This window comes from Streptomyces sp. NPDC058198, from assembly GCF_042882605.1.
Lineage (GTDB): Bacteria > Actinomycetota > Actinomycetes > Streptomycetales > Streptomycetaceae > Streptomyces.
On sequence record NZ_JBHVVP010000005.1, the window covers coordinates 41,979 to 63,170 of the forward strand.

Annotated in this window: 21 protein-coding genes and 2 tRNA genes; 4 read left to right on the forward strand and 19 right to left on the reverse strand. The window is 69.5% G+C overall.

The window, feature by feature from the left end; genetic code table 11:
* Positions 1-81: 81 nt before the first annotated feature.
* Positions 82-154: transfer RNA gene (locus tag ACFVWW_RS19150), tRNA-Ala, on the reverse strand.
* A gap of 120 nt (positions 155-274) precedes the next feature.
* Between ACFVWW_RS19150 and ACFVWW_RS19155 the strand changes: the two genes are divergently transcribed.
* Positions 275-1,555: a glycosyltransferase 87 family protein gene (locus ACFVWW_RS19155; protein ID WP_386877527.1), complete on the forward strand. Its 1,281-nt coding sequence runs from the start codon at positions 275-277 to the stop codon at positions 1,553-1,555.
* Here ACFVWW_RS19155 and ACFVWW_RS19160 read toward each other — a convergent pair.
* The 8 genes from ACFVWW_RS19160 to ACFVWW_RS19195 all read right to left on the reverse strand — a co-directional run bounded on the left by ACFVWW_RS19160 (position 1,524) and on the right by ACFVWW_RS19195 (position 6,323).
* Positions 1,524-1,757: a hypothetical protein gene (locus tag ACFVWW_RS19160; protein WP_384192386.1), complete on the reverse strand. Its 234-nt coding sequence runs from the start codon at positions 1,755-1,757 to the stop codon at positions 1,524-1,526. The two genes, ACFVWW_RS19155 and ACFVWW_RS19160, sit on opposite strands and share 32 nt — an antisense overlap.
* Before the next feature lie 322 nt (positions 1,758-2,079).
* Positions 2,080-2,152: transfer RNA gene (locus ACFVWW_RS19165), tRNA-Ala, on the reverse strand.
* Positions 2,153-2,246: 94 nt separating this feature from the next.
* Entirely contained in the window at positions 2,247-2,900 is a 654-nt protein-coding gene (locus ACFVWW_RS19170) for a histidine phosphatase family protein (RefSeq protein WP_384192398.1), read from the reverse strand.
* Positions 2,897-3,328, reverse strand: coding sequence for a ribosome silencing factor (gene rsfS / locus ACFVWW_RS19175; RefSeq protein WP_384192395.1), 432 nt, complete (start codon positions 3,326-3,328; stop codon positions 2,897-2,899). The genes ACFVWW_RS19170 and rsfS overlap by 4 nt, the downstream gene beginning before the upstream one ends.
* Before the next feature lie 139 nt (positions 3,329-3,467).
* Positions 3,468-5,228, reverse strand: a complete 1,761-nt coding sequence (locus ACFVWW_RS19180) for an LCP family protein (RefSeq protein ID WP_386877529.1) — start codon at positions 5,226-5,228, stop codon at positions 3,468-3,470.
* A gap of 19 nt (positions 5,229-5,247) precedes the next feature.
* On the reverse strand, positions 5,248-5,877 hold the full coding sequence (nadD, locus tag ACFVWW_RS19185; protein ID WP_384192381.1) for a nicotinate-nucleotide adenylyltransferase: 630 nt from the start codon (positions 5,875-5,877) through the stop codon (positions 5,248-5,250).
* A 38-nt stretch (positions 5,878-5,915) separates the two neighbouring features.
* The gene (locus ACFVWW_RS19190) at positions 5,916-6,074 is read right to left on the reverse strand and encodes a hypothetical protein (protein WP_384192379.1); all 159 of its coding nucleotides are present in this window, start codon (positions 6,072-6,074) and stop codon (positions 5,916-5,918) included.
* A 96-nt stretch (positions 6,075-6,170) separates the two neighbouring features.
* Positions 6,171-6,323, reverse strand: a complete 153-nt coding sequence (locus ACFVWW_RS19195) for a hypothetical protein (RefSeq protein ID WP_384192376.1) — start codon at positions 6,321-6,323, stop codon at positions 6,171-6,173.
* 151 nt (positions 6,324-6,474) lie between these two features.
* On the opposite strand from ACFVWW_RS19195, the gene ACFVWW_RS19200 reads away from it, so the two are divergent.
* Positions 6,475-7,584: a M48 family metallopeptidase gene (locus tag ACFVWW_RS19200; RefSeq protein ID WP_384192373.1), complete on the forward strand. Its 1,110-nt coding sequence runs from the start codon at positions 6,475-6,477 to the stop codon at positions 7,582-7,584.
* Positions 7,585-7,644: 60 nt separating this feature from the next.
* Here the strand turns inward: ACFVWW_RS19200 and ACFVWW_RS19205 are convergent, their stop codons facing one another.
* From ACFVWW_RS19205 to proB, 5 genes are all read right to left on the reverse strand, one after another.
* Entirely contained in the window at positions 7,645-8,745 is a 1,101-nt protein-coding gene (locus ACFVWW_RS19205) for a hypothetical protein (RefSeq protein WP_386877531.1), read from the reverse strand.
* A gap of 108 nt (positions 8,746-8,853) precedes the next feature.
* Positions 8,854-9,441 carry a hypothetical protein gene (locus tag ACFVWW_RS19210; protein WP_384192367.1) on the reverse strand — a complete coding sequence of 196 codons (588 nt, stop codon included), beginning with the start codon at positions 9,439-9,441 and terminating at the stop codon, positions 8,854-8,856.
* 111 nt (positions 9,442-9,552) lie between these two features.
* Complete coding sequence (locus tag ACFVWW_RS19215; RefSeq protein ID WP_386877532.1) at positions 9,553-10,836, reverse strand: glutamate-5-semialdehyde dehydrogenase; 1,284 nt, start codon at positions 10,834-10,836, stop codon at positions 9,553-9,555.
* Positions 10,837-10,953: 117 nt separating this feature from the next.
* Entirely contained in the window at positions 10,954-11,472 is a 519-nt protein-coding gene (locus tag ACFVWW_RS19220) for a hypothetical protein (protein WP_384192363.1), read from the reverse strand.
* A gap of 143 nt (positions 11,473-11,615) precedes the next feature.
* Positions 11,616-12,740, reverse strand: a complete 1,125-nt coding sequence (gene proB / locus ACFVWW_RS19225; RefSeq protein WP_386877724.1) for a glutamate 5-kinase — start codon at positions 12,738-12,740, stop codon at positions 11,616-11,618.
* 361 nt (positions 12,741-13,101) lie between these two features.
* Here proB and ACFVWW_RS19230 point away from each other — a divergent pair, with 361 nt between their 5' ends.
* On the forward strand, positions 13,102-15,117 hold the full coding sequence (locus ACFVWW_RS19230; protein WP_386877533.1) for a glycosyltransferase family 2 protein: 2,016 nt from the start codon (positions 13,102-13,104) through the stop codon (positions 15,115-15,117).
* Positions 15,118-15,197: 80 nt separating this feature from the next.
* Positions 15,198-15,797, forward strand: a complete 600-nt coding sequence (locus ACFVWW_RS19235; protein WP_384192359.1) for a dTDP-4-dehydrorhamnose 3,5-epimerase family protein — start codon at positions 15,198-15,200, stop codon at positions 15,795-15,797.
* An 86-nt stretch (positions 15,798-15,883) separates the two neighbouring features.
* Here the strand turns inward: ACFVWW_RS19235 and ACFVWW_RS19240 are convergent, their stop codons facing one another.
* The 5 genes from ACFVWW_RS19240 to ACFVWW_RS19260 all read right to left on the reverse strand — a co-directional run bounded on the left by ACFVWW_RS19240 (position 15,884) and on the right by ACFVWW_RS19260 (position 21,109).
* Complete coding sequence (locus tag ACFVWW_RS19240) at positions 15,884-16,678, reverse strand: class I SAM-dependent methyltransferase (protein ID WP_384192357.1); 795 nt, start codon at positions 16,676-16,678, stop codon at positions 15,884-15,886.
* Between the two features lie 83 nt (positions 16,679-16,761).
* Positions 16,762-17,661 carry a dTDP-4-dehydrorhamnose reductase gene (gene rfbD, locus ACFVWW_RS19245; RefSeq protein ID WP_384192355.1) on the reverse strand — a complete coding sequence of 300 codons (900 nt, stop codon included), beginning with the start codon at positions 17,659-17,661 and terminating at the stop codon, positions 16,762-16,764.
* On the reverse strand, positions 17,658-18,668 hold the full coding sequence (gene rfbB, locus ACFVWW_RS19250) for a dTDP-glucose 4,6-dehydratase (RefSeq protein WP_384192353.1): 1,011 nt from the start codon (positions 18,666-18,668) through the stop codon (positions 17,658-17,660). Before rfbB ends, rfbD begins: the two co-directional genes overlap by 4 nt.
* Complete coding sequence (locus ACFVWW_RS19255) at positions 18,665-19,732, reverse strand: glucose-1-phosphate thymidylyltransferase (RefSeq protein WP_384192350.1); 1,068 nt, start codon at positions 19,730-19,732, stop codon at positions 18,665-18,667. The genes rfbB and ACFVWW_RS19255 overlap by 4 nt, the downstream gene beginning before the upstream one ends.
* 141 nt (positions 19,733-19,873) lie before the next feature.
* A complete protein-coding gene (locus tag ACFVWW_RS19260) occupies positions 19,874-21,109 on the reverse strand; it encodes a glycosyltransferase family 2 protein (protein WP_384337598.1) in 1,236 nt (411 codons plus the stop codon).
* Positions 21,110-21,192 lie beyond the last annotated feature (83 nt).

Below are 21,192 nucleotides of genomic sequence, written 5' to 3' on the forward strand. Positions count from 1 at the left end.
GCCGCGGTGGCGGGCGCCCCCCACCCCCCGAGCCGGGGGCAAACCTTGTGGTAGGCCCCGCTTCTCGTCGTTCAGAACCTGTGGAGCTAAGGAGAATTGAACTCCTGACCTCCTGCATGCCATGCAGGCGCTCTACCAACTGAGCTATAGCCCCGTGCGATGCGCCGCTCTCCGGGATCACCCCTCGGCGGCATCGCCAACATTACACGGTCCATCCGGCCGACTACCAACTCGATTCCGGTCTGTACGGATACGCCCGGTACTGTCGCCCTTCGTGACCCTCTCCGTACTCGCACCGACCACCCTCAGGAGCGCGTCCGACCGGCGCTCCTTCCTGCTGGCCGCCTCGGTCTGTCTGCTGTCCTTCGCCGCGTTCTGGACGGCGCAGCGCGTCGCGGGGGTCTCGATGATCGACCTGATGGTGTACCGCGCGGAGGGCCGTACGGTGCTCGACGGCCAGGATCTCTACGCGATGCGGGCGACCGCCGCCCGACTCCCCACGACCTACCCGCCGTTCGCCGCCCTCCTGTTCACCCCGCTCACCCTGCCCGGCGTTCCCGAGCTGCGTACGCTCGCCACCTTCGGCAATCTGCTGCTCCTGGTCGTGTTCGTACGGCTCTCCCTGCGGCTGGTGTTCCACGGAACGGGCCGGCTTCCTACGGAGGCCGCGCTCCGGGTCACCACCCTGTGGGTGGCCGCGCTCGCCGTCTGGTGCGAGCCGGTCTGGACGACGCTGCGCTACGGGCAGATCAATCTGCTGCTCGCCGCGGCGGTGCTGTGGGATCTCTCGCGCCGGGACGGACACCGCTGGGCGGGGGCGGGGATCGGCTTCGCGGCCGCGGTCAAGCTGACCCCCGCGCTCTTCGCCGTCCTGCTGCTGATCGCCGGGCTGGTACGGGCGCGGGGCGCCGGCTGGAACCCGTGGCTGCGGCAGGCCTCGACGGCGGCCGCGGTCTTCACCGGCGCGACACTCGCGGCCGCCGCCGTCCTGCCGCACGACTCGTACCGCTTCTGGACCGGGGCTCTTTTCGAGACGGGCCGGGTGGGCCACGCGGAGGACACCGCCAACCAGTCGCTGCGCGGGGTGCTGGCCCGGCTCCTGCACACCGGCGATCCGGGGCTCTGGTGGGCCGTCGCGGCGGCCGGGGTGGCGGTGGCGGGCCTCGCGGTGGCGGTCATGGCGGCGCTGCGCGGGGAGCGCGCCGGGGCGCTGGTGGCCTGCGCGGCGACGGCGCTGCTGATCAGCCCGGTCTCCTGGTCGCACCACTGGGTGTGGTGTGTGCCGACGGTGCTGTTCCTCGCGGTGCGCGCCGGGGCCCGGTGGGCGGTCGCGGCGGGCCTGGTCTTCTGTTCGTTCGCCCTGTGGTGGGTGCCGCACGGACCCGGCCGGCTCGAACTGGCCCAGAGCGGGGCCCAGATGGCGCTGTCCGCCCTCTATCCGCTGACGGCCGCGGCCCTGATCGGGTACGTGGCCGCACAGCTCGGGCGGGCCGGGGCGGGCCGGTCGGGTCAGGCCGGTCGGATCAGGCCGTCGCGAACGAGTAGAACCGCTTGAGCGTGCAGTGTTCCTCAAGGAGACGGCCGTAGATCGGCTCCCCCTCCAGCTCCCGGTACGTCTCGATGGGGTCGCCTTTTATGATCAGCGCCAGCGCGCACTCCTCGCACCAGTACTGGTACTCGAGGTTGAGCGGATCCATGTCCCGGACGATCGGCGTACCACCGCCACACCAGTCGCATTTACGCCTGTGTGCACCCATCACTCAGCTCCAGCTGTGGCCGCAGGCCGTGCACACGTAGGAAATCCCGCCGTTGTCACCGAGTACTTGGGCCACCTGGGACGATCCGCACGAAGGACAGCTGAGGCAGCTGCGCACCTCCGCCGCGGCAAGCAGGCCATCGGACTCCTCGATGCTGCTGGCGGACAATGACGCTCTCCCTCCCGGCCCGGTCCTTCGTCCCCCTCCGGTCGTCCGATTCTGCCACGCCATGGCAAGGGGGGCAGCCTGAAAGAGCGTCTCAGTACGGCCTCATACCGCACGCCAAAGATCCCGCCCCCTGGTGGGGACGGGATCCGGATTGTGGAGCTAAGGAGAATTGAACTCCTGACCTCCTGCATGCCATGCAGGCGCTCTACCAACTGAGCTATAGCCCCTCGCGTTCTCTGCGCTTCGCGCTGCGAACAAGAAGAACTTTAGCCTGCGACCTGCCGGAAAGTGAAATCCGGGTCGGTCGCCGTCCGGGGCCGCTCAGTCGTCGTCGCCGAGGACCGGTTCCGGGAGGGTTCCGGCGTTGTGTTCCAGCAGTCGCCAGCCGCGGGCGCCCTCGCCGAGGACGGACCAGCAGCAGTTCGTGAGACCGCCGAGCCCCTCCCAGTGGTGCGCCTCCAGGCCCAGCAGCCGGCCGATCGTGGTGCGGATCGTGCCGCCGTGGCTGACCACGACGAGCGTGCCGTTGTCGGGGAGCTTGTCCGCGTGGTGGAGCACCACGGGCGCGGCCCGGTCGGCGACCTCGGTCTCCAGCTCGCCGCCGCCGCGCCGCACGGGCTCACCGCGCTTCCAGGCCGCGTACTGCTCGCCGAACCGCTCGACGATCTCCTCGTGGGTCAGCCCCTGCCAGTCGCCCGCGAAGGTCTCGCGGAGAGCGGCGTCGTACGAGAGGTCGAGCCCGGTGATCGCGGCCAGCTCACCGGCCGTGGCCACGGCCCGCTGAAGGTCGGAGGCGATGATCGCGTCCGGCTTCAGGGAGGCCAGCAGCCGGGCGGCGCGATGCGCCTGGGCGACACCTGTGTCGGTCAGCTCGATGTCCGTGGAGCCCTGGAAGCGGCGCTCCAGATTCCAGGCCGTCTGGCCGTGCCGCCACAGGACGATGCGGCGGCCCCTGCCGCCTTTGCTGCCGTTCAGCTGAGCTCACCGTCCGCGTCACCGGCGATCCCGGCGTGCTCCTGGGCCTTGCCCCGGGTCTTGACGGCGTCCTCGGGCAGCGACAGCTCGGGGCAGTCCTTCCACAGCCGCTCCAGGGCGTAGAAGACGCGCTCCTCGCTGTGCTGCACGTGCACGACGATGTCGACGTAGTCGAGGAGGATCCAGCGGGCGTCACGGTCGCCCTCACGACGCACCGGCTTGGCGCCGAGCTCCTTCTGGAGCCGCTCCTCGATCTCGTCGACGATCGACTTGACCTGGCGGTCGTTGGGCGCGGAGGCGAGCAGGAAGGCATCGGTGATCGACAGCACATCGCTGACGTCGTACGCGATGATGTCGTGCGCGAGCCGGTCCGCGGCCGCCTGGGCGGCGGCGTTGACGAGCTCGATGGAACGATCAGTAGCGGTCACTGGCAGGCTTTCGTCGGCGGTCATGGAGACCCCCAGGATCTCACGGACCGCCGACACCCAGCGCGACGATAAAAACGGCGACAGAAGCGGCGATAAAAACGGGGCCGGCCGGGGCGCGGGACGCCCCGGCCGGCTCTGCTTAATTCACCTTGTAGTCCTGACCGAGGACGACGGAGACATCGGCGTTGGCCGCGGCCTTGCCCTTCTGCACGGCGCTCACCGGCAGACCGAGGGTCTTGGCGACCTCTTCCGCCTCCGCCTTCTTCGCCGCGTCACCGTAGGTGACCTGCGACGACGTCACCGCGCCCGCCGTGCCCGCGTCCACGAAGCCATAGCCGCCGTTCACCAGGGAGATCCGGGCGGACTCCGCCGCGTCCTGGTCACCGCTGGCGTTCTTCACGCCGACCCGTACGGCCGAGCCCTGCTCCGGCGCGCTCACCGAGCCGCCCAGGATGTCCTTGATCACACTTTCGGTGGCCTGCTCGCTGAGGGTGCCGTTCGCCTGGACGGGCAGGACCTCCGTCTTGTAGTCGCCCTTCTTGGCGTGCTCGGCGAGCTTCGCGAGAGAGGCGCCGAGGTCCTTCTCGGGCAGCGAGGGGTCGAGGATCTGCGCCAGGGTCTCGACGGTGATCGTCGCGGCCCCCGGATCGTCGGAGATCTTCCGCAGGACACCCTGGAGGACCTGGCCGAACCGCTGGAGCTGCTTGGCCTCCGGCTCACCGGGCCCTCGGTACGTGGCGTACGCGACGGCCATCCGGCCGCTGAGCGTCTGGTTCTCGCCCTTCCTGACGACCGGCTGCTCGCCCTTCTTCGCGGCGGGCACCTCGGTGTCGGTGGTCAGGTCGATCGTGCCGACCAGCTCCACGAGATTGTCCAGGTACGGGGTGTCGAGCCGCCAGGTGCCGGAGATGTCGGTGCCGAGCAGGGTGCCGATGGACTCGCGGGTGCCGTCGGAGCCGTCCTCGTCGACGGATTTGCCGAGGGTGGTGGAGATGCCCTCGTCGTCGGCGACGGAGAGGGAGTTGGGCAGCAGGACGGTGGTGCCCTGGCCGGTCGTGGAGTTGTTGACCAGCAGCGCCGTGGAGGTGCCCTTCTGCTTGGTGTTGTGCAGATGGACCACGATCACATCGCGCTTCTGCGGTCCCGTGGCGGTGCTCTGCGCCTCCTCCGCGGCGGAGGTCCCGGGCAGCTTGCCCGCGTACCAGAGGTAGCCGACGCCTCCGGCGAGAGCCAGGGCGAGGACGACGACCAGGGCCACGACCCGGGTACGGCCGCGGCGCTTGGCCTCCTCGCGCCGCTCGGAGCGGCTCTCGGTGAACTTGAGCCAGTCGATGACGTCTTCGGAGTCCTCGTCGGGCTCCTCGATGAAGGAGAACTGCTCGGTCCGGTAGTCGCGGTCCTCGGCGGCGGGGCGCCGCTGCTCGGGTACGGCGGCCTGCGGGGGCGCCGGCTCCTCGACCGCGTCGGGCGCGGGCTGCCGTTGCTGTTGCTGTTGCTGTTGCTGTTGCTGTGGGATGTTCCACTGCTGCGTGGTGTCGACCACCACGGGCTGCTGCTGTCCCGTGTCGTACGCGGGCTGCTGTCCGGTGTCGTAGCCGTAGCCGTCGTATCCATACCCCTGCGACTGCGGCTGCTGCTGCTGCCCATAGGGGTCGTACTGCTGCTGGGGCTGCTGCGGTTGTTGCGTTTGCTGAGGCTCGGCGTACGGGTCGTATCCGTACCCCTGTTGCTGCCCCTGCTGCCCCTGTTGCTGCTGCTGTTGCGGCTGCCCGTAGGCGTCGTACTGCTGCTGTGGCTGGACCTGCTGGTACACCGGCTGCCCGTACTCGTCGTACCCGACGATCCGGGGCTGCGCGTAATACGGGTCGTACGGGTCGTACGGCTGCTGCTGGTCGTTCACCGGTGCCCCTCTCCGTGGCTCATGCGCCGCGGTACAACTGCCGCTTGTCGATGTAGCGCACCACACCGTCCGGCACGAGGTACCAGACCGGATCGCCCTTCGCGACCCTCTCCCGGCAGTCGGTCGACGAGATCGCCAGCGCCGGAACCTCCACCAGGGAGACCCCGCCCTTGGGCAGCCCGTCGTCCGTCAGATCATGGCCCGGCCGGGTCACACCGATGAAGTGGGCGAGCGAGAACAGCTCTTCGTGATCCCGCCAGCTCAGAATCTGCGAGAGCGCGTCGGCCCCGGTGATGAAGAAGAGGTCCGCGTCGGCGTGGACGGCCCGCAGATCCCGCAGCGTGTCGATCGTGTACGTCGGCCCGCCGCGGTCGAGGTCGCTGCGGCTGACGGAGAATTGCGGGTTCGACGCCGTGGCGATGACCGTCATCAGATAGCGGTCCTCCGCCGGGGAGACCGCCCGCTGGCTCTTCTGCCACGGCTGCCCGGTCGGCACGAAGACCACCTCGTCGAGGTGGAACAGGGCGGCCACTTCACTGGCCGCCACCAGGTGTCCATGATGGATCGGGTCGAATGTCCCGCCCATCACGCCGAGTCGGCGGTTGCCGCGACCGGATCCGGGGTCGGTAGGCGCTTGCTGCTCTCCCATGCGTCCAGAGCCTACTGGCATGGGGTTACGGCCCGGCCTCAGCGGTCGCGGTTGAAGCGGGTGGTGATCCACAGCAGCAGAAGCAGCGCGAACAGCGCGCCGCCGCCGGTGAGGTACGGGCTGAGGCTTTCGTGGTTGCCGCCTTCGCCGCCCTCGGCGAGCGTGACCAGGGTGGCGGCGGTGCCGGTGAGGCTCATCTTCAGCAGGCCCTATCGATCGGGAGTCGTAGCGGGAGTCGTAGCGGGGACTTCGCCCACATCGTATGCGGGCCCTCCGGGCACGCTCACGCCGACTCAGTCGTTGTGATCGTTGTCGCGGTATCCGCGCAGCAGGAACCAGGCGAGCAGGGCGACTCCGACGATCGAGGCGAGCAGCACGATCCGCAGCGTATTGCCCGGTCCCTGCTGATCCGATACCGCGGCGAGCAGTGTGGCGGTTTCCTGCATGGCGGGTGTGCTCCTCGGTTCTTTCCGGCTGAGGCCCGGGGTTCTCCCCCGGGGAACGCAGCCACAGGCCCCCGGCACACGGTAGCTCCAGCACCTAATGTGGGGTTCGTCAGGGGGACGGGCCTTGGACTCGTACGAACAGGGGACATCCATGACCGAAGACAGCCACGAGGCAGCCAGCCACGAGAATGTGCCCAGCAGGCAGCGCAAGCGCTTCCCGGGCATTTCCTCGCGGGCCTACGAACACCCCGCGGACCGCTCGGCGCTGGTCGCCCTGCGCAAGCTCAGCGGTTTCGACACGGTGTTCAAGGCCCTGAGCGCGCTGCTTCCCGAGCGGAGCCTGAGGCTGCTCTTCCTCTCCGACTCCGTGCGGGTCAGCGACGCCCAGTTCGCGCATCTGCACGCCATGCTGCGGGACGCCTGCTACCTCCTGGACCTGGAGAAGGTCCCCACGATGTACGTGGCCCAGGATCCCCGGCCCAACGCGATGTGCATCGGCCTCGACGAGCCGCTCATCGTGGTGACCACCGGTCTGGTGGAGCTGCTCGACGAGGAGGAGATGCGCGCGGTCGTGGGCCATGAGGTGGGCCACGCGCTCTCCGGCCACTCCGTCTACCGCACGATCCTGCTCTTCCTCACGAACCTCGCGCTCAAGGTCGCCTGGATCCCGCTGGGCAATGTCGCGATCATGGCGATCGTGACGGCGCTGCGGGAGTGGTTCCGTAAGTCGGAGCTGTCGGCGGACCGGGCGGGGCTGCTGGTCGGGCAGGATCTGCGGGCCTCGATGCGCGGTCTGATGAAGATCGCCGGTGGCAACCATCTGCACGAGATGAACGTGGACGCGTTCCTGGAGCAGGCCGCGGAGTACGAGTCGGGCGGCGATCTGCGCGACTCCGTGCTCAAGATCCTGAATGTGCTGCCGCGTACGCACCCCTTCACGACCGTGCGCGCCGCCGAGCTGAAGAAGTGGGCGGAGAGCCGCGACTACCAGCGGATCATGGACGGCCACTACCCGCGCCGCGACGAGGACAAGGACGCCTCGGTCTCGGATTCCTTCCGTGACTCCGCCGCGCACTACGCGGACTCGGTCCGCAGCAGCAAGGACCCGCTGATGAAGCTGGTCGGCGACATCGCGGGCGGCGCGGGCGACCTGGGCGGCAAGCTGCGCGACCGGTTCGCGGGCGGCGGCGGTGGCGGTACGTCCAACGGAAACGGGAACAGCAACCGCCCCACGGGCGAGACCGGCCAGGACCCGGCCTGACCCGGTCAAGGACCCGGCACCGGCCACCAACCACCGGCCACAGGAGCCCGGCCGCCGCACTCAGGCGGCCGGGCTCGGCTCCGCGGAACGGGCCAGGGAGCCGCAGAGCGCGGCGTCGGAACGGCCCGTCAGGTACGGGTCGGTGCCGACCGGGTCACCGGGGTCCGCCCGCTCACCCGCCAGCAGCGGACGCAGCGTCCTCGGCGCCTCGGCCGAGCAGGCCTGCGGCCCTGCCTGGACCTCACTGACCAGCAGTTCCGCGCGGTGTCTCTGCAGATCGTCGCGGTCGAACTGAAAGCGCAGCTCCCGCCGGACGGTGAACAGCGAGGCGTCCCGCACCGGCTGTGCGGCGGATCCGGCCGGCCGCAGCGCGTAGACGAAGACATGGTCCGAGACCACTTCGAGCGTCCCGGGCTTCGACTCCTGGTAGCGCAGCGTGCCGTGTACGCGCACCTGGTCGTCGGCCGGCGCCACCTTCGCCGCGTCGAAGCGCACCAGCCAGCCAGCCGGCGCGTGCCGGCCGTCGTCGGCCGGGGCGGTGAAGCTGCGGTCGAACTGCACCAGCTGGTCCGGGTCGAGCAGCACCCGTACGGCTCGCACGGTACGGCCCGCGAGGACGTCCGGATCGAGCGAGGACGCCACGAGATAGTCCTTGACGGTGGCCAGCGCGGACATCACCTGGCCCTCCGAGAAGCCCCCGGTGTCGCGGGCGGCGGGCAGCGTGATCCCGGCGCCCCCCACCCGGAACTGCGCGGCGGGGCTGTGCGCGAAGAGGTCGTCAGGGGCGCCGCCCGGCACCCGCCCCTGCGGGGACAGCGGGACCACCGCCATCCGCAGCTGCTCCACGGCGCGGCCGGTCTGCGGCCGGTACGGACTGCGGACGCCCAGGAAGATCGCCGTACCGAACGCCAGCACCATCACCAGAACGAGCAGCAGAAGCTGCCTGGAGCCCCTCCTGATACGTCTCTTCGGCGGCTGCGGGGGTACCCGCCGGACGGCGTGGTGGTCATGGTCACGCATCCGTTCCCGCGCGGAGAACTCCTGGAGACGGGCAGCGCGGATGAACGATTCGTCGAAGACGACGGACCGGTACTCCTCGTCGTCACCACCGCCGGGGAGCCCCTCCGGTTCCCCTTCGGGTGGATCTCCGCGCCCTGCCATACCTTCAGAGTAGGTCGGGGGAGCCGAACATAAACGCTGAGCTGTCGGCCGAGTTCCGCTCGGGCCACGCTCAGCCGTTCAGGGTGTGTCCGGGAATCCGGGGAGGGTTCACGGCGTGCGCGGCACCGCGGACACCGCCGGCGCGGTGTAGTCCACAGAGGACGAGGGCCGGATCGAGCCGGGGATGTCGATGCCGCTCGTGGCGGGCTGCGGCACCTGGTCCTCGTTGCCGCTGGAGGCCCCGCGGTAGACGGCCGTGAAGGCGAGGGCGACCATCCCGATCCCCATCAGCAGGGCGAGCAGCCAGGCGACCGGGCGGTGCCAGCGGGCGGTGCCGCGATAGGGGCGCAGAGCGCCGCCGTGGCGTCCGTACGGTCCTCTGTCCTCATCGGGGTCGTCGGGGTCGTAGTCGCCGTCGTAGGCGCCGTCCCTGCCGTATCCCCCGTGCCCGTAGAGCTCGTCGTACAGCTCGTCCTCGGGCGGTCCCCCGCCGGCCCGCGCCCGGGCCGCCTCGGCCTCGGCGCGCGCCTGGGCGGCGGCCAGCAGCCGTTCCACGGCGGAGGGTTCATGGAGGGTGGCGGACCGGACGAAGTCCTCGTCGAACACCACGGAGGCGAAGTCCTCGTCCGCGCCTCCGCGGTCGTCGTCGGGCTCCCAGCCGTCCGGGAACGGCCTGCCCCCCACGTCGTCCGGCACCTCTTCAGAGTAAGCCTGGGAGGTGGTTTTGGGCAGGCGGAGTCCGGACTCTCCCAAATTCGCCGTTCCGGAGTTCAGCGCTCCTGGACGGGGCCCGCGCCACCCCGTCGCCTACCGTGTGTGACCGTCGCCGGTCACGATGTACTTCGTGGAGGTCAGCTCCGGCAGCCCCATCGGCCCGCGCGCGTGCAGCTTCTGGGTGGAGATCCCGATCTCGGCGCCGAAGCCGAACTGGCCACCGTCCGTGAAGCGGGTGGACGCGTTGACAGCGACCGTCGTGGAATCGACCAATTGGGTGAATCGGCGGGCCGCGGCCTGCGAGGTGGTGACGATCGCCTCCGTGTGGCCGGAGGACCAGAGCCGGATATGGGCGACGGCCGCGTCCAGCGAATCCACGACCGCGGCGGCGATGTCGTACGAGAGGTACTCGGTCTCCCAGTCGTCGGCGGTGGCCGCCACGACCGTCGCCTTCGTCCCTTCGCCGTACGCGAGCACCCGCTCGTCCGCGTGCACCGTGACCCCGGCGTCGGCGAGGGCGTCCAGCGCGCGCGGCACGAACGCGGCCGCAATGTCCTGGTGGACGAGGAGCGTCTCGGCCGCGTTGCAGACGCTGGGCCGCTGCGCCTTGGAGTTGATCAGGATGTTCACGGCCATGTCGAGATCGGTCTCGGCGTCCACGTACACATGGCAGTTACCGGTGCCGGTCTCGATCACGGGGACGGTGGACTCCTCGACGACCGTACGGATCAGGGAGGCGCCGCCGCGCGGGATCAGTACGTCGACCAGACCGCGCGCCCGCGTCAGCTCCCGTACGGCGTCCCGGCCCTCGCCGGGCACGAGCTGTACGGCGTCGGCGGGCAGCCCGGCCCCGCCGATGGCGTCGCGCAGCACGCGCACGAGCGCGGTGTTGGAGGAGATCGCCGAGGAGGACCCCCGCAGCAGGACGGCGTTGCCCGACTTCAGACAGAGGGCGGCGGCGTCCACGGTGACATTGGGGCGGGCCTCGTAGATGATCCCGACCACGCCGAGCGGCACCCGTACCTGGCGCAGATCGATCCCGTTGGGCAGCGTCGAACCGCGTACGACCTCACCCACCGGGTCGGGCAGCGCCGCCACGTCCCGAACATCCGCGGCGATGGCCCGCACCCGCTCCGGCGTCAGCGTCAGCCGGTCGATGACCGACTCACCGGTGCCGGCCTCCCGGGCGCGTGCGACGTCCTCCGCGTTGGCCGTGACGATCTCGTGCGTACGGACCTCCAGCGCGTCCGCGACCGCCAGCAGTGCGTCGTCCTTGGCCCCGCGTGGCAGCGGCGCGATATCGGCGGCCGCGGCGCGGGACCGGTAGGCGGCCCTGGCGACCGGGGAGAGGTTGTCGTACGGCGAGAGCGAGGTCATGCCCGCAGGGTAATGCGCCTCCTGCGGGCATTCCGCACGTATTCCGTACTGCGAGACACTTCGGCGGAGACGGCCCTCGGATCAGAACGGCCGGCCGTCATATAGGAACGGATGAGCTCAGAACGGATGAACGCCCACGCCCGCCGCCGGCGGCGGGCCGTAGCCCTCGGCGATGCGCTGGTGGTACGTCTCGCGGTCGATGACCTCGAGACCCACGATCTCCCACGGCGGCAGCTTCGCGCTCGACCGGTGTTCGCCCCAGAGCCGCAGCGCCACCGCGGCGGCGTCGTGCAGGTCCCGGGCCTCCTCCCAGTAGCGGATCTCCGCGTGGTCGCGGGCGTACCGGCTGGTCAGCAGGAAAGGGTGGTCATGGGCCAGCTGTTCCAGGCCACGCCGGACCTCCGTCAGCGGAGCGTCTGCGCCCGAGACACTGAGCGTGATATGCCACAGCTTGGACGCCGGGCGCCGCCCCCCGCCGCGCGCGTCCGTCCTCGATCCGGCCTCCCGCTGTCGCTCTTCGTCGAAGTCTTCCCCCGCTTCGACACTGGTCAGGGCACGTTCTTCGCCCACTGCCCTGCGGGCGTGGGCGCTGCCCCCGGTAGCTCGGGTCACCGCACCCGGGCGCGCTCGTCTCACCAGCGGCCTCCTGTTGATGCTCGTCGTGCTGTACCCCGTGTGTACCCGTGGGACAAAGTTGACCAGTCCCGGGCAGGATGTGGGGCGGTTTTGGTGAAGGTCCCTGTTCAAAGGCCGGGGTTTCAGCCGTTTCAGGGGTTCGGTCAAGGATGCAGGATGACGAGATCGTCTCTGTGCACGACCTCGCGTTCATAGGCGGGGCCCAGCTCGCGCGCCAGCTCCCGGGTGGAGCGGCCGAGCAGCTGGGGGATCTCCTTGGCGTCGAAGTTGACCAGGCCACGGGCGACGGCGCGGCCCGCCGTGTCCCGCAGCTCCACCGGGTCGCCGGCGCTGAACTCGCCCTCGACGGCGGCGATTCCGGCCGGCAGCAGTGAGGTGCGGCGCTCGACGACGGCCCGTACCGCGCCGTCGTCCAGGGTGAGCGCGCCCTGCGGGGTGGAGGCGTGGGCGAGCCAGAGCAGCCGGCCGGCGGAGCGGCGTCCCGTGCTGTGGAAGTACGTGCCGGTGTCGCGGCCCGCGAGGGCGTCGGCGGCGCGGCTGGCGGAGGTCAGCACCACGGGCACGCCGGCCGCGGCGGCGATCCTGGCGGCCTCGACCTTGGTGACCATGCCGCCGGTGCCGAGTCCCGCCTTGCCGGCGCTGCCGAGGGAGACACCCACCAGTTCGGCGGGGCCGCGCACCTCGGCGATCCGGGAGGTGCCCGGCTTGCTCGGGTCGCCGTCGTACAGCCCGTCGACGTCGGAGAGCAGGACGAGCAGATCGGCCCGTACGAGATGGGCGACGAGGGCGGCCAGCCGGTCGTTGTCGCCGAAGCGGATCTCGTCGGTGGCGACGGTGTCGTTCTCGTTGACGACGGGCACGGCGCCCATGCCGAGCAGCTGGTCGAGGGTGCGGTAGGCGTTGCGGTAGTGGGCCCGGCGGCTGGTGTCGTCCGTGGTGAGGAGCACCTGTCCGACGCGTACCCCGTAGCGGGCGAAGGAGGCGGTGTAGCGGGCGACCAGCAGCCCCTGTCCGACGCTGGCCGCGGCCTGCTGGCGGGCCAGGTCCTTGGGGCGGCCGGGCAGACCGAGCGGCGCGAGCCCGGCGGCGATGGCGCCGCTGGACACCAGCACGATCTCCTTCTCCGCCGCGTTCTCACCGGCCCCGGCACCGCGGACCGTGGCGAGAGCGTCGACCAGGGCGTCCACCCGGTCGGCGTCGAGCCCTCCCGAGGCGGTGGTGAGCGAGGAGGAGCCGACCTTGACGACGATCCTGCGAGCGCCCGCCACTACGTCCTGCCGTGCCGCTGCCACGTGCTCTGCCTCTGCTCTCACTGTCGGGCTGCCTCCCGGCCGGTCAGCGTACGCGAGCGGTGACCTGGGACGGCGGGCCTTTTCAGTGGGTGGGACGGCGGCCGACACGCCCACCTCGCTGGTCAAATATGAGCCATCCGCACAACCGAACGGAGGTAACGACAGTCTGTCAGGTGTAACACGGGTGAGACAACGGTCGGGAAACATCGCTGCCGCGCGCAGAGATAGGCTGGCCATCAGCGGTGCCTCGCACTTCGCAGACGGCGGCGACTCCTTCCCCGCGTACAGAACCCTGGGCAACCACACACGAGATGAGCTTTCAGCAATGTCAGTAAAAGTGAGCGTCGTCATTCCGGTGTACAACCCGGGTAAGTACATCGACCCCTGCATCGATTCGCTGCTGGCCCAGACGCTGCCGGCCGAGGAATTCGAGGTGCTCTTCGTCGACGACGGCTCGACGGACGACAGCCCCGAACGTCTGGACAAGCTGTCGGCCGAGCATCCCCATTTCCGGGTGATCCACATCCCCAACTCGGGCTGGCCCGGCAAGCCCAGGAACATCGGGGTGTCCGAGGCGAAGGGAGAGTACGTCCAGTTCGTGGATCATGACGACCACCTGGCGTCCGACGCTCTGCGGCGGATGTACGAGATGGGGAACCGCAACGGCTCCGACATTGTCATCGGCAAGGTCGCGTCCAATTTCCGCGGTGTCCCGCACGGCGTTTTCCGGGTGAACCGCGAGAAGTGCGACCTGAGCAATGCTCCGTTGTACGACAGCCTCACCCCGCACAAGATGTTCCGCACCCAGTTCCTGCGCGAGAACAACATCGCGTACCCCGAGGGAAAGCGCCGCCTCGAGGACCAGCTGTACATGATGCAGGCGTATTTCCCCGCCAAGGTGGTCTCGATTCTGGGGAATTACACCTGCTACTACTATTCGAAGCGGGACGACGGACAGAACGCGGGTTCGGCGAAGCTCGTGCCGGCCGGCTACTACGGCAACCTCCGCGAGGTCCTGCAGGTCGTCGTCGACAACACTGAACCGGGTGAATTCCGGGACCGCCTGCTGCGGCGCTTCTACCGGGTCGAGATGCTCGGCCGGCTGAGCGAACCGAGCGTCCTCGGCTACCCGCGCGAGCACCTCGACGAGATGTGCGAGGCGATCCGCCCGCTCGCCGCCGAGTTCATGCATGACGGTGTGCACGACGGACTCGGCTCACTGACCCGGCTGCGCTCCACCCAGTTGCGCGCCGACGACCGCGAGGGGCTGCTGAAGACCGCCCGCTTCGCCAAGTCGGTGAAGGGCGTGGCCCGGCTGGAGGACTTCGACTGGCAGCAGGACGGCAAGGTCGCGCTCTCCGTGACCGGCCGGCTGGTCCACGGCGACGACCGGGAGCCGCTGCGCCTCATCCGCCGCGACGAGCGGTACTTCCTGCACCCGGACATCACCGAGGGGCTACTGCCGGACGGTGAACTGCTCGACGTCACCGACGACTTGGGCGGCTTCAAGGGCGAGATCTCGCTGCGCAACCGGGAGAGCGCGGTCGAGTGGCCGTGCCCCGCCACGTACACCACCGAGATCGAGGCGCTGGGGGACGACACGTACGAGGTCGTGCTGCACGGCACCGGCCAGGTGACCAGCGAAGCGGTCAAGGGCCGCGGCAAAGTCTCCCGCGGTTTCTGGGACGTCTGGGTGCCGCTGCGCGGCCTCGGGCTCGTACGGAAGGCGCGGCTCGGCGCCGACCGCGCGCCGCAGGTGGACGCCAAGTGCCTGCCGGCGCTGCTCGGTTCGCCCGCCCGTCCGGTCATCCCGTACTTCACCGACCCGCACGGCAACCTCACCTTCGATGTCGCGGGCCGCGCCAAGAAACTGGCCGTCTACCTCGCCGACCGTCCCGTGCTCCGGATGCCGGGCAGCCGCCAGGAGCTGCGCCTCGACGTGTTCACCGGCACCAAGTCCGGCTCCTGGGCCGTCGAGTTGGAGCTGACCTCCGCGGACGGGGTCACGAGGACGGTGCCCGGCACGCTGCGCCCCGATCACGGACGGGCCCACGTCCGGATCCCCGCCCGCGTGCCCGGCCTGCCCGTCGGTACCGCGCGGCTGTCGGTACGGCTGGACGGCGAGGGGAACCCCGGGCTGCCGCTCTGCGAGGTGCCCGTGACCGGCGACGGCCGGATCCGGCTGGACCAGAGCGGTCTGCCCGTGGTCGACCCCCTGCTGGTCCGGGTGGTGACGGTCAAGCGCCGCAGAGCGGCGGTGAAGCGGCTGCTCAGCCTGGCCGGCGGCCCGATCCTGCGCCGTCTCCCCCCGTCGGCGCGCAAGAAGGTGCGCCGTCTCGCCGCCCTCATCTGACCGGCCGCTCCACCGGCTCCTCCACCGGCCGCTCCGACCGGCCCTCGTTTTCCCGGACAACAGAACAAGGACGTGATCACATGCGGCAGCTCTCCGTCGAAGGCGCCTGGGTGCATGAACCGAAGGTCTTCCCGGACAGCCGTGGCAGCTTCCACGAGTGGTTCAAGACCCCCGACGTCACCGAGGCGGCCGGCCACCCGCTGCACCTCGCCCAGGCCAACTGCTCCATCTCCAGCCGCGGCACACTGCGGGGCATCCACTTCGCCGATGTGCCTCCCAGCCAGGCCAAGTACGTGAAGTGTGTGCGCGGCGCGGTGCTCGACGTCATCGTGGACATCCGGGTCGGCTCGCCGACCTACCGGCAGTGGGAAGCCGTGCGGCTCGACGACGTGGACCACCACTCCGTCTATCTGGCGGAAGGGCTCGGCCATGCCTTCATGGCGCTGACCGACGACGCGACGGTGATCTATCTCTGTTCCACGGGGTACGCCCCCGGGCGCGAGCACGGCCTCAACCCGCTGGATCCGGCGATCGGTATCGAGTGGCCCGAGGGCATCACCCCGCTGCTGTCCGACAAGGACGCGGTCGCCCCGACCCTCGCGGAGGCCGAGGCCCAGGGCCTGCTTCCGTCGTACGAGGACTGCCGGGCGTACTACGCGCAGCTGGCCGCCCTCGGCTGACCCCCACCGGGACGGGCTTGAGCGGCATACGGAAGGGGCCTGAGCGATCCAGGATCGCTCAGGCCCCTTCCTTCAATACGTGCGCGTCAGCTCAGGACCGATTCGATCTGCTTGCGCAGCGGCGCGAAGGCCGACCGGGAGCGGCGCAGATTGCGGGCGCGGATCAGGCCGGGCCAGAAGTCGGCGCCGAGCAGCGCCTCGGGCTGTACGGCGTTCTTACGGACCAGCACCTCGTCGGGCACGTCCTGCGGGTCCGGAACGACGTACTCCTCGATGATCTTGTCGTACGCGTTCTTCAGCACGACGTTGTCGGGGTTGGCGCCGAAGATGGCCACCACCCCGGTCGGCGCGGTGTCGACGTCGACCACCAGCAGGTCGGGGCGGAAGCGCCGCAGCACCTGCGCCACCTTGTAGACGTCACCGGCCCAGAACTTCGTGTGCCGGTCGCGCGCCGCCTCGTCGACGTCCCGCGGCAGCATGTCGTCCAGGACGATCACACTGGACCAGCGGGAGTGCTTCTCGACGTTCATGAAGTCGCGCAGCGCGTACTCGAACAGGTGCATGCCGTCGATGAACGACAGCTCCAGCTTCGGGTCGCCGCCGAAGAGGTTGACCGGATCCCGGCGGGCCAGTGCGCGGAACGGGTTACGGCCATTGCGCAGATGGATCAGGGGATCTTTGCGGGCGAAGAAGTCGTCGCTGGTGGCCTTGACCAGGTGGACATCACAGCTGATGTCCGTGACCACCCGGAAGGCCGGGTCGACAGCTACCGACGGAACCCGGGACAGTGCCAGGCTGCGCCCGTCATTGACCCCGATCTCCAGATAGGTGCGGGGTTTGTAAACACGGTGCAGTTGGCGCAGGAAGCCGTGGCGATCCACGTAAGGGGCCCTTCACTGAGAATCAACAACCAGGGGATTGATTCTCAGTGAACCTAGTAGGTCTCTGGCCTGTACGTAAACATCTACTGGTTGGTAACACCCATTTGGCGGTCTGCCTCGACGAGCGCCGGAAGGGCCTCCGCGAGCGCGGAACGCCAGTCACGGATCGGGTCGATTCCTGTGGGTTTCCACCGGTCGTGTCCCAGCACGCTGTACGCGGGCCTCGGAGCGGGCCGTACGAAGGCCTGACTGGTCGTCGGACGGACCCGCTCGGGGTCCGCGCCGAGCAGCCGGAAGATCTCCCGCGTGAACGCGAACCACGTCGTCTCGCCGCCGCTGGTGCCGTGATAGACCCCGGCCGGAGCCGTCCCCGCGAGCGCCGCCCTGCCGAGCAGGACCAGCCGGCCGGCGAGGTCAGCGGCCCACGTGGGCTGGCCGCACTGGTCGTCGACCACGTCCAGGGTGTCCTTGACGCCCTCCAGCCGGATCATCGTGCGGACGAAGTTGCCGCCGCCCACGCCGTACAGCCACGCCGTACGGACCACGTAGCCGGTCTCCGGGAGCGTGTCCAGCACCGCGCGCTCCCCCGCCAGCTTGGTGCGGCCGTAGGCGCTGCGCGGCCCCGTGGGGGCCTCCTCGCCGTACGGCGTCTCCGCGTCCCCGGCGAAGACGTAGTCCGTGGAGAGCTGGATGAGGACCGCGCCCGACGCCTTGCACGCCTCAGCGAGGACCCGGGGCCCCGCGCCGTTGACCGCGAGCGCCTCGGCCTCCTTGACCTCGGCGTCGTCCACGGCCGTCCAAGCGGCGCAGTTCACCACCACGGCCGGTGCGTACGCCTCCAGGGCGGCGCGCACCGCGCCGGGGTCCGTGATGTCCAGCGCGGTACGGTCCAGGCCGGCCGCGCGCTCCCCGGCCGCGGCGAGCGCGGCCAGCAGATCCTGGCCGAGCATGCCGCCTGACCCGGTGACGAGCCAGCCGCTCACAGGGCCGCACGCCCCTTCAGCGGCTCCCACCAGGCGCGGTTGTCGCGGTACCACTCGACGGTCTCCGCGAGGCCGGTGGCGAAGTCCTTGCGGGGCTCGTACCCCAGCTCCGTGCGGATCTTGGCGCAGTCGACGGAGTAGCGGCGGTCGTGGCCCTTGCGGTCGGTGACGTACTCGACGCTGGTGTCCCAGTCCGCCCCGCATGCCTCCAGCAGCAGCCCGGTCAGCTCCTTGTTGGAGAGCTCCGTACCGCCGCCGATGTTGTAGACCTGGCCGGCGCGGCCCTTCGTACGGACCAGCTCGATGCCCTGGACATGGTCGTCGATGTGCAGCCAGTCGCGGACGTTCCCCCCGTCCCCGTACAGCGGGACCTTCTTGCCGTCCAGCAGGTTCGTGATGAACAGCGGGATGACCTTCTCGGGGAAGTGGTGGTGCCCGTAGTTGTTGGAACAGCGGGTCACCCGCACATCGAGGTCATGGGTGCGGTGGTACGAGAGGGCGATCAGGTCGCTGGACGCCTTCGCCGAGGAATACGGCGAGTTGGGCTCCAGCGGGTGGGTCTCCTGCCAGGAGCCCTCGTCGATCGAGCCGTAGACCTCGTCGGTGGAGATGTGCACGAAGGTCTTGACGCCCGCGCGGTGCGCGGCGTCGATCAGCGTGTGGGTACCCACGACGTTCGTGCGGACGAACTCCGCGCCGCCGTCGATGGAGCGGTCCACATGCGACTCGGCGGCGAAGTGCAGCACCTGGTCGTGCTCGGCCATCAGTTTGGCGGCCAGCTCGGGATCGCAGATGTCGCCCTGGACGAAGGCGAATCCGGGATGGCCGCGGACCTCGTCGAGGTTGGCGGGATTGCCCGCGTAGGTGAGCTTGTCGAGCACCGTGATCTCGACGTCACCGGGGCCCTGGGGGCCCAGCGCCGTACGGACGTAGTGCGAGCCGATGAAGCCGGCACCACCGGTGACCAGGATCCTGGTGGGGCGGCTGGGGGCCGCGGAATTCGTCATGAGGAAATCTGCACCTTGCTGTGGTCGCCGAGGACGAGCCGGTGGGCGGAGGGGTTACGGGGCGCGGGGGTGACCTCGACATGGCGGCCGATCAGGGACGCCTCCACCCGGCGCACGCCGGTGAGGGAGGCGCCCCGCAGGACGATGGAGTACTCGATTTCGCTGTCCTCGATCCGGCAGCCCTCGGAGACCGAGGTGAAAGGACCGATGTAGGCGTCGCTGACCACCGTGCCCGCACCGATGATCGCGGGACCGACGATGCGGCTGCCGGTGACCTGCGCGCCCTTCTCGATCCTGACCCGCCCGATGATCTCCGTGGCAGCGTCGACGGTGCCTTCACGGCACGGCTCCAGGGTCTCCAGCACCGAGCGGTTGACCTCCAGCATGTCGCTGACGTTGCCGGTGTCCTTCCAGTACCCGGAGATGGTCGTGGAGCGGACGTCGCGCTTCTGGTCGATCAGCCACTGGATGGCATGGGTGATCTCCAACTCGCCACGCCAGGAGGGCTCGATGGAGCGCACGGCCTCATGGACGGCCGGGGTGAAGAGATAGACACCGACGAGCGCGAGATCGCTCTTCGGCTCCTTCGGCTTCTCCTCCAGGGCCACCACCCGGCCGTTGCTGTCGAGTTCGGCCACACCGAAGGAGGTCGGGTTGGGGACCTTCGTCAGCAGGATCTGCGCGTCGGGCCGGTCCGCGCGGAAGGCGTCCACCAGACCGGAGATGCCACCGACGATGAAGTTGTCACCGAGGTACATCACGAAATCGTCGTCGCCCAGGAAGTCACGGGCGATGAGCACGGCGTGCGCCAGGCCGAGGGGGGCGTCCTGGCGCAGATAGGTGACCTTTATGCCGAACTGGGAGCCGTCGCCGACCGCCTCGCGGATCTCCTCGGCGGTGTCCCCCACGATCACACCGACCTCGGTGATACCCGCCTCGGCGATGGCTTCCAGGCCGTAGAAGAGCACCGGCTTGTTCGCCACGGGGACCAGCTGTTTCGCGCTGGTATGGGTGATGGGCCTTAGACGGGTGCCCGCCCCGCCGGACAGTACGAGAGCCTTCACGATCCCTATCCCATGCTCTGATTGCGATGCTGCCCGGGCGTCGCCCGACGGCACGATTTTACCTACGATTCCCGCTGCGGCCCGCTGATGGTCACCTTGAGTGGGCGGATCGGCGCGCTCGGGGGGCGCGGAAAAGTACGCTCACGAGCCCCCTTTCAGTACGAGGGCGCGGCATCGCACGTGAGTGCGTAAGCGCCGCGCCACCCGGCGGGCCAGCGACTTGCGCCGGCGCGCGGCCTTCGGAGCCTCGATGCGCTCCAGACCCGGCTCGCCCACCCAGTCCGGCACGGTGACCTCGTACGACGCGTCCCGCAGGCCGGTCCCCGCCTCCCCGAAGTGCGGATAGGCCAGGTACGGCGTGCGGGCGCGGCCCCGGCGGACCACCTCCGGCTTCGTCCCGGCCTTGATGAAGGCGAGCAGCTCCTTCAGCAGGTCGAGCCGGTCCAGGGCGACACACTCCAGCCGCAGCCGCTCGGAGACCTTTATGCGCTTGGCCACCGCCGGGGTCCAGTACCGCGCCATCAGGGGCGCCGCCAGCTCCATCTTGTGGCGCTGGACCTTCTCCGGCTGCTTCAGCAGCCCCTGCCCGAACTGCTGGATCAGCCCGACCGTGAAGGGTCTGACCATCAGCCGGTCACGCTTCGGGCCGGCCGGCACCAGGTCCGTGATGAGCCGCATGAGGGCCCCCGCGGAGTCGAACCGCAGCTGGTAACTGCCGCTTTTGGTCACATGCTTGCCGTCGTCGCGGCCGACCAGGTAGTAGCAGGTGTAGTCGGAGATCACCGAAACACCCTTACCGCGGATGTACGCCTCCATCGTGAAGAGCGCGTCCTCGCCGGTCTTCAGCCCCTCGTCGAACCGCAGGCCCAGCCGGACGAGCAGCTCGCGCCGGAAGAGCTTCTGCGCGCTCAGCGTGAAAATCACCTGCGAGCTGTAAATGTCGACGCGCTCGGCCGTTCGGGTCCACATCGACCCCGGAGCGCCCCGGTTCACCCCCTCCACCTTGCCGAGCACCACGTCCGTACCGGCACGGTCGGCCATGGCCACCATGCGTTCCAGCGCTTCCTCGGCGAAATAGTCATCGGCATCCAGGAAGAACACGTAACGCCCCCGGGCAAGCCCGAGACCCACATTGCGCGGCCCGCTGGGGCCACCCGAGTTGGCCTGTCGTACCACCCTGGTCGGGATGGCCGTCGAGGCGGCGAACTTCTCCAGATATTCCCCCGTGCCGTCGGTCGAGCCGTCGTCGATGGCGACGATCTCGATTCGGTGGGCCATGGTCTGGGCCTCCACCGATTCCAGGCAGCGGATCAGGTAGGGCATCGCTTCATATGCCCCGACAATCACACTCACATCAGGAACAGGCATATCGTTCATCGCAATTCAAGACAGGTGGCACCGGAAATTGGTTGTCTTGTCACCTTCCTCTGCGTATGTGATGCCGGTCACAGTGGACTTTC

Coding starts and splice junctions, on each gene's coding strand:
- ACFVWW_RS19260 (WP_384337598.1), bottom strand. CDS start 21,109: ATGAACGATATGCCTGTTCCTGATGTGAGTGTGATTGTCGGGGCATAT.
- ACFVWW_RS19235 (WP_384192359.1), top strand. CDS start 15,198: ATGCGGCAGCTCTCCGTCGAAGGCGCCTGGGTGCATGAACCGAAGGTC.
- ACFVWW_RS19190 (WP_384192379.1), bottom strand. CDS start 6,074: ATGAGCCTCACCGGCACCGCCGCCACCCTGGTCACGCTCGCCGAGGGC.
- ACFVWW_RS19215 (WP_386877532.1), bottom strand. CDS start 10,836: ATGACCTCGCTCTCGCCGTACGACAACCTCTCCCCGGTCGCCAGGGCC.
- ACFVWW_RS19160 (WP_384192386.1), bottom strand. CDS start 1,757: ATGGGTGCACACAGGCGTAAATGCGACTGGTGTGGCGGTGGTACGCCG.
- nadD (WP_384192381.1), bottom strand. CDS start 5,877: ATGGGAGAGCAGCAAGCGCCTACCGACCCCGGATCCGGTCGCGGCAAC.
- rfbB (WP_384192353.1), bottom strand. CDS start 18,668: ATGACGAATTCCGCGGCCCCCAGCCGCCCCACCAGGATCCTGGTCACC.
- ACFVWW_RS19205 (WP_386877531.1), bottom strand. CDS start 8,745: ATGGCAGGGCGCGGAGATCCACCCGAAGGGGAACCGGAGGGGCTCCCC.
- ACFVWW_RS19195 (WP_384192376.1), bottom strand. CDS start 6,323: ATGCAGGAAACCGCCACACTGCTCGCCGCGGTATCGGATCAGCAGGGA.
- ACFVWW_RS19200 (WP_384192373.1), top strand. CDS start 6,475: ATGACCGAAGACAGCCACGAGGCAGCCAGCCACGAGAATGTGCCCAGC.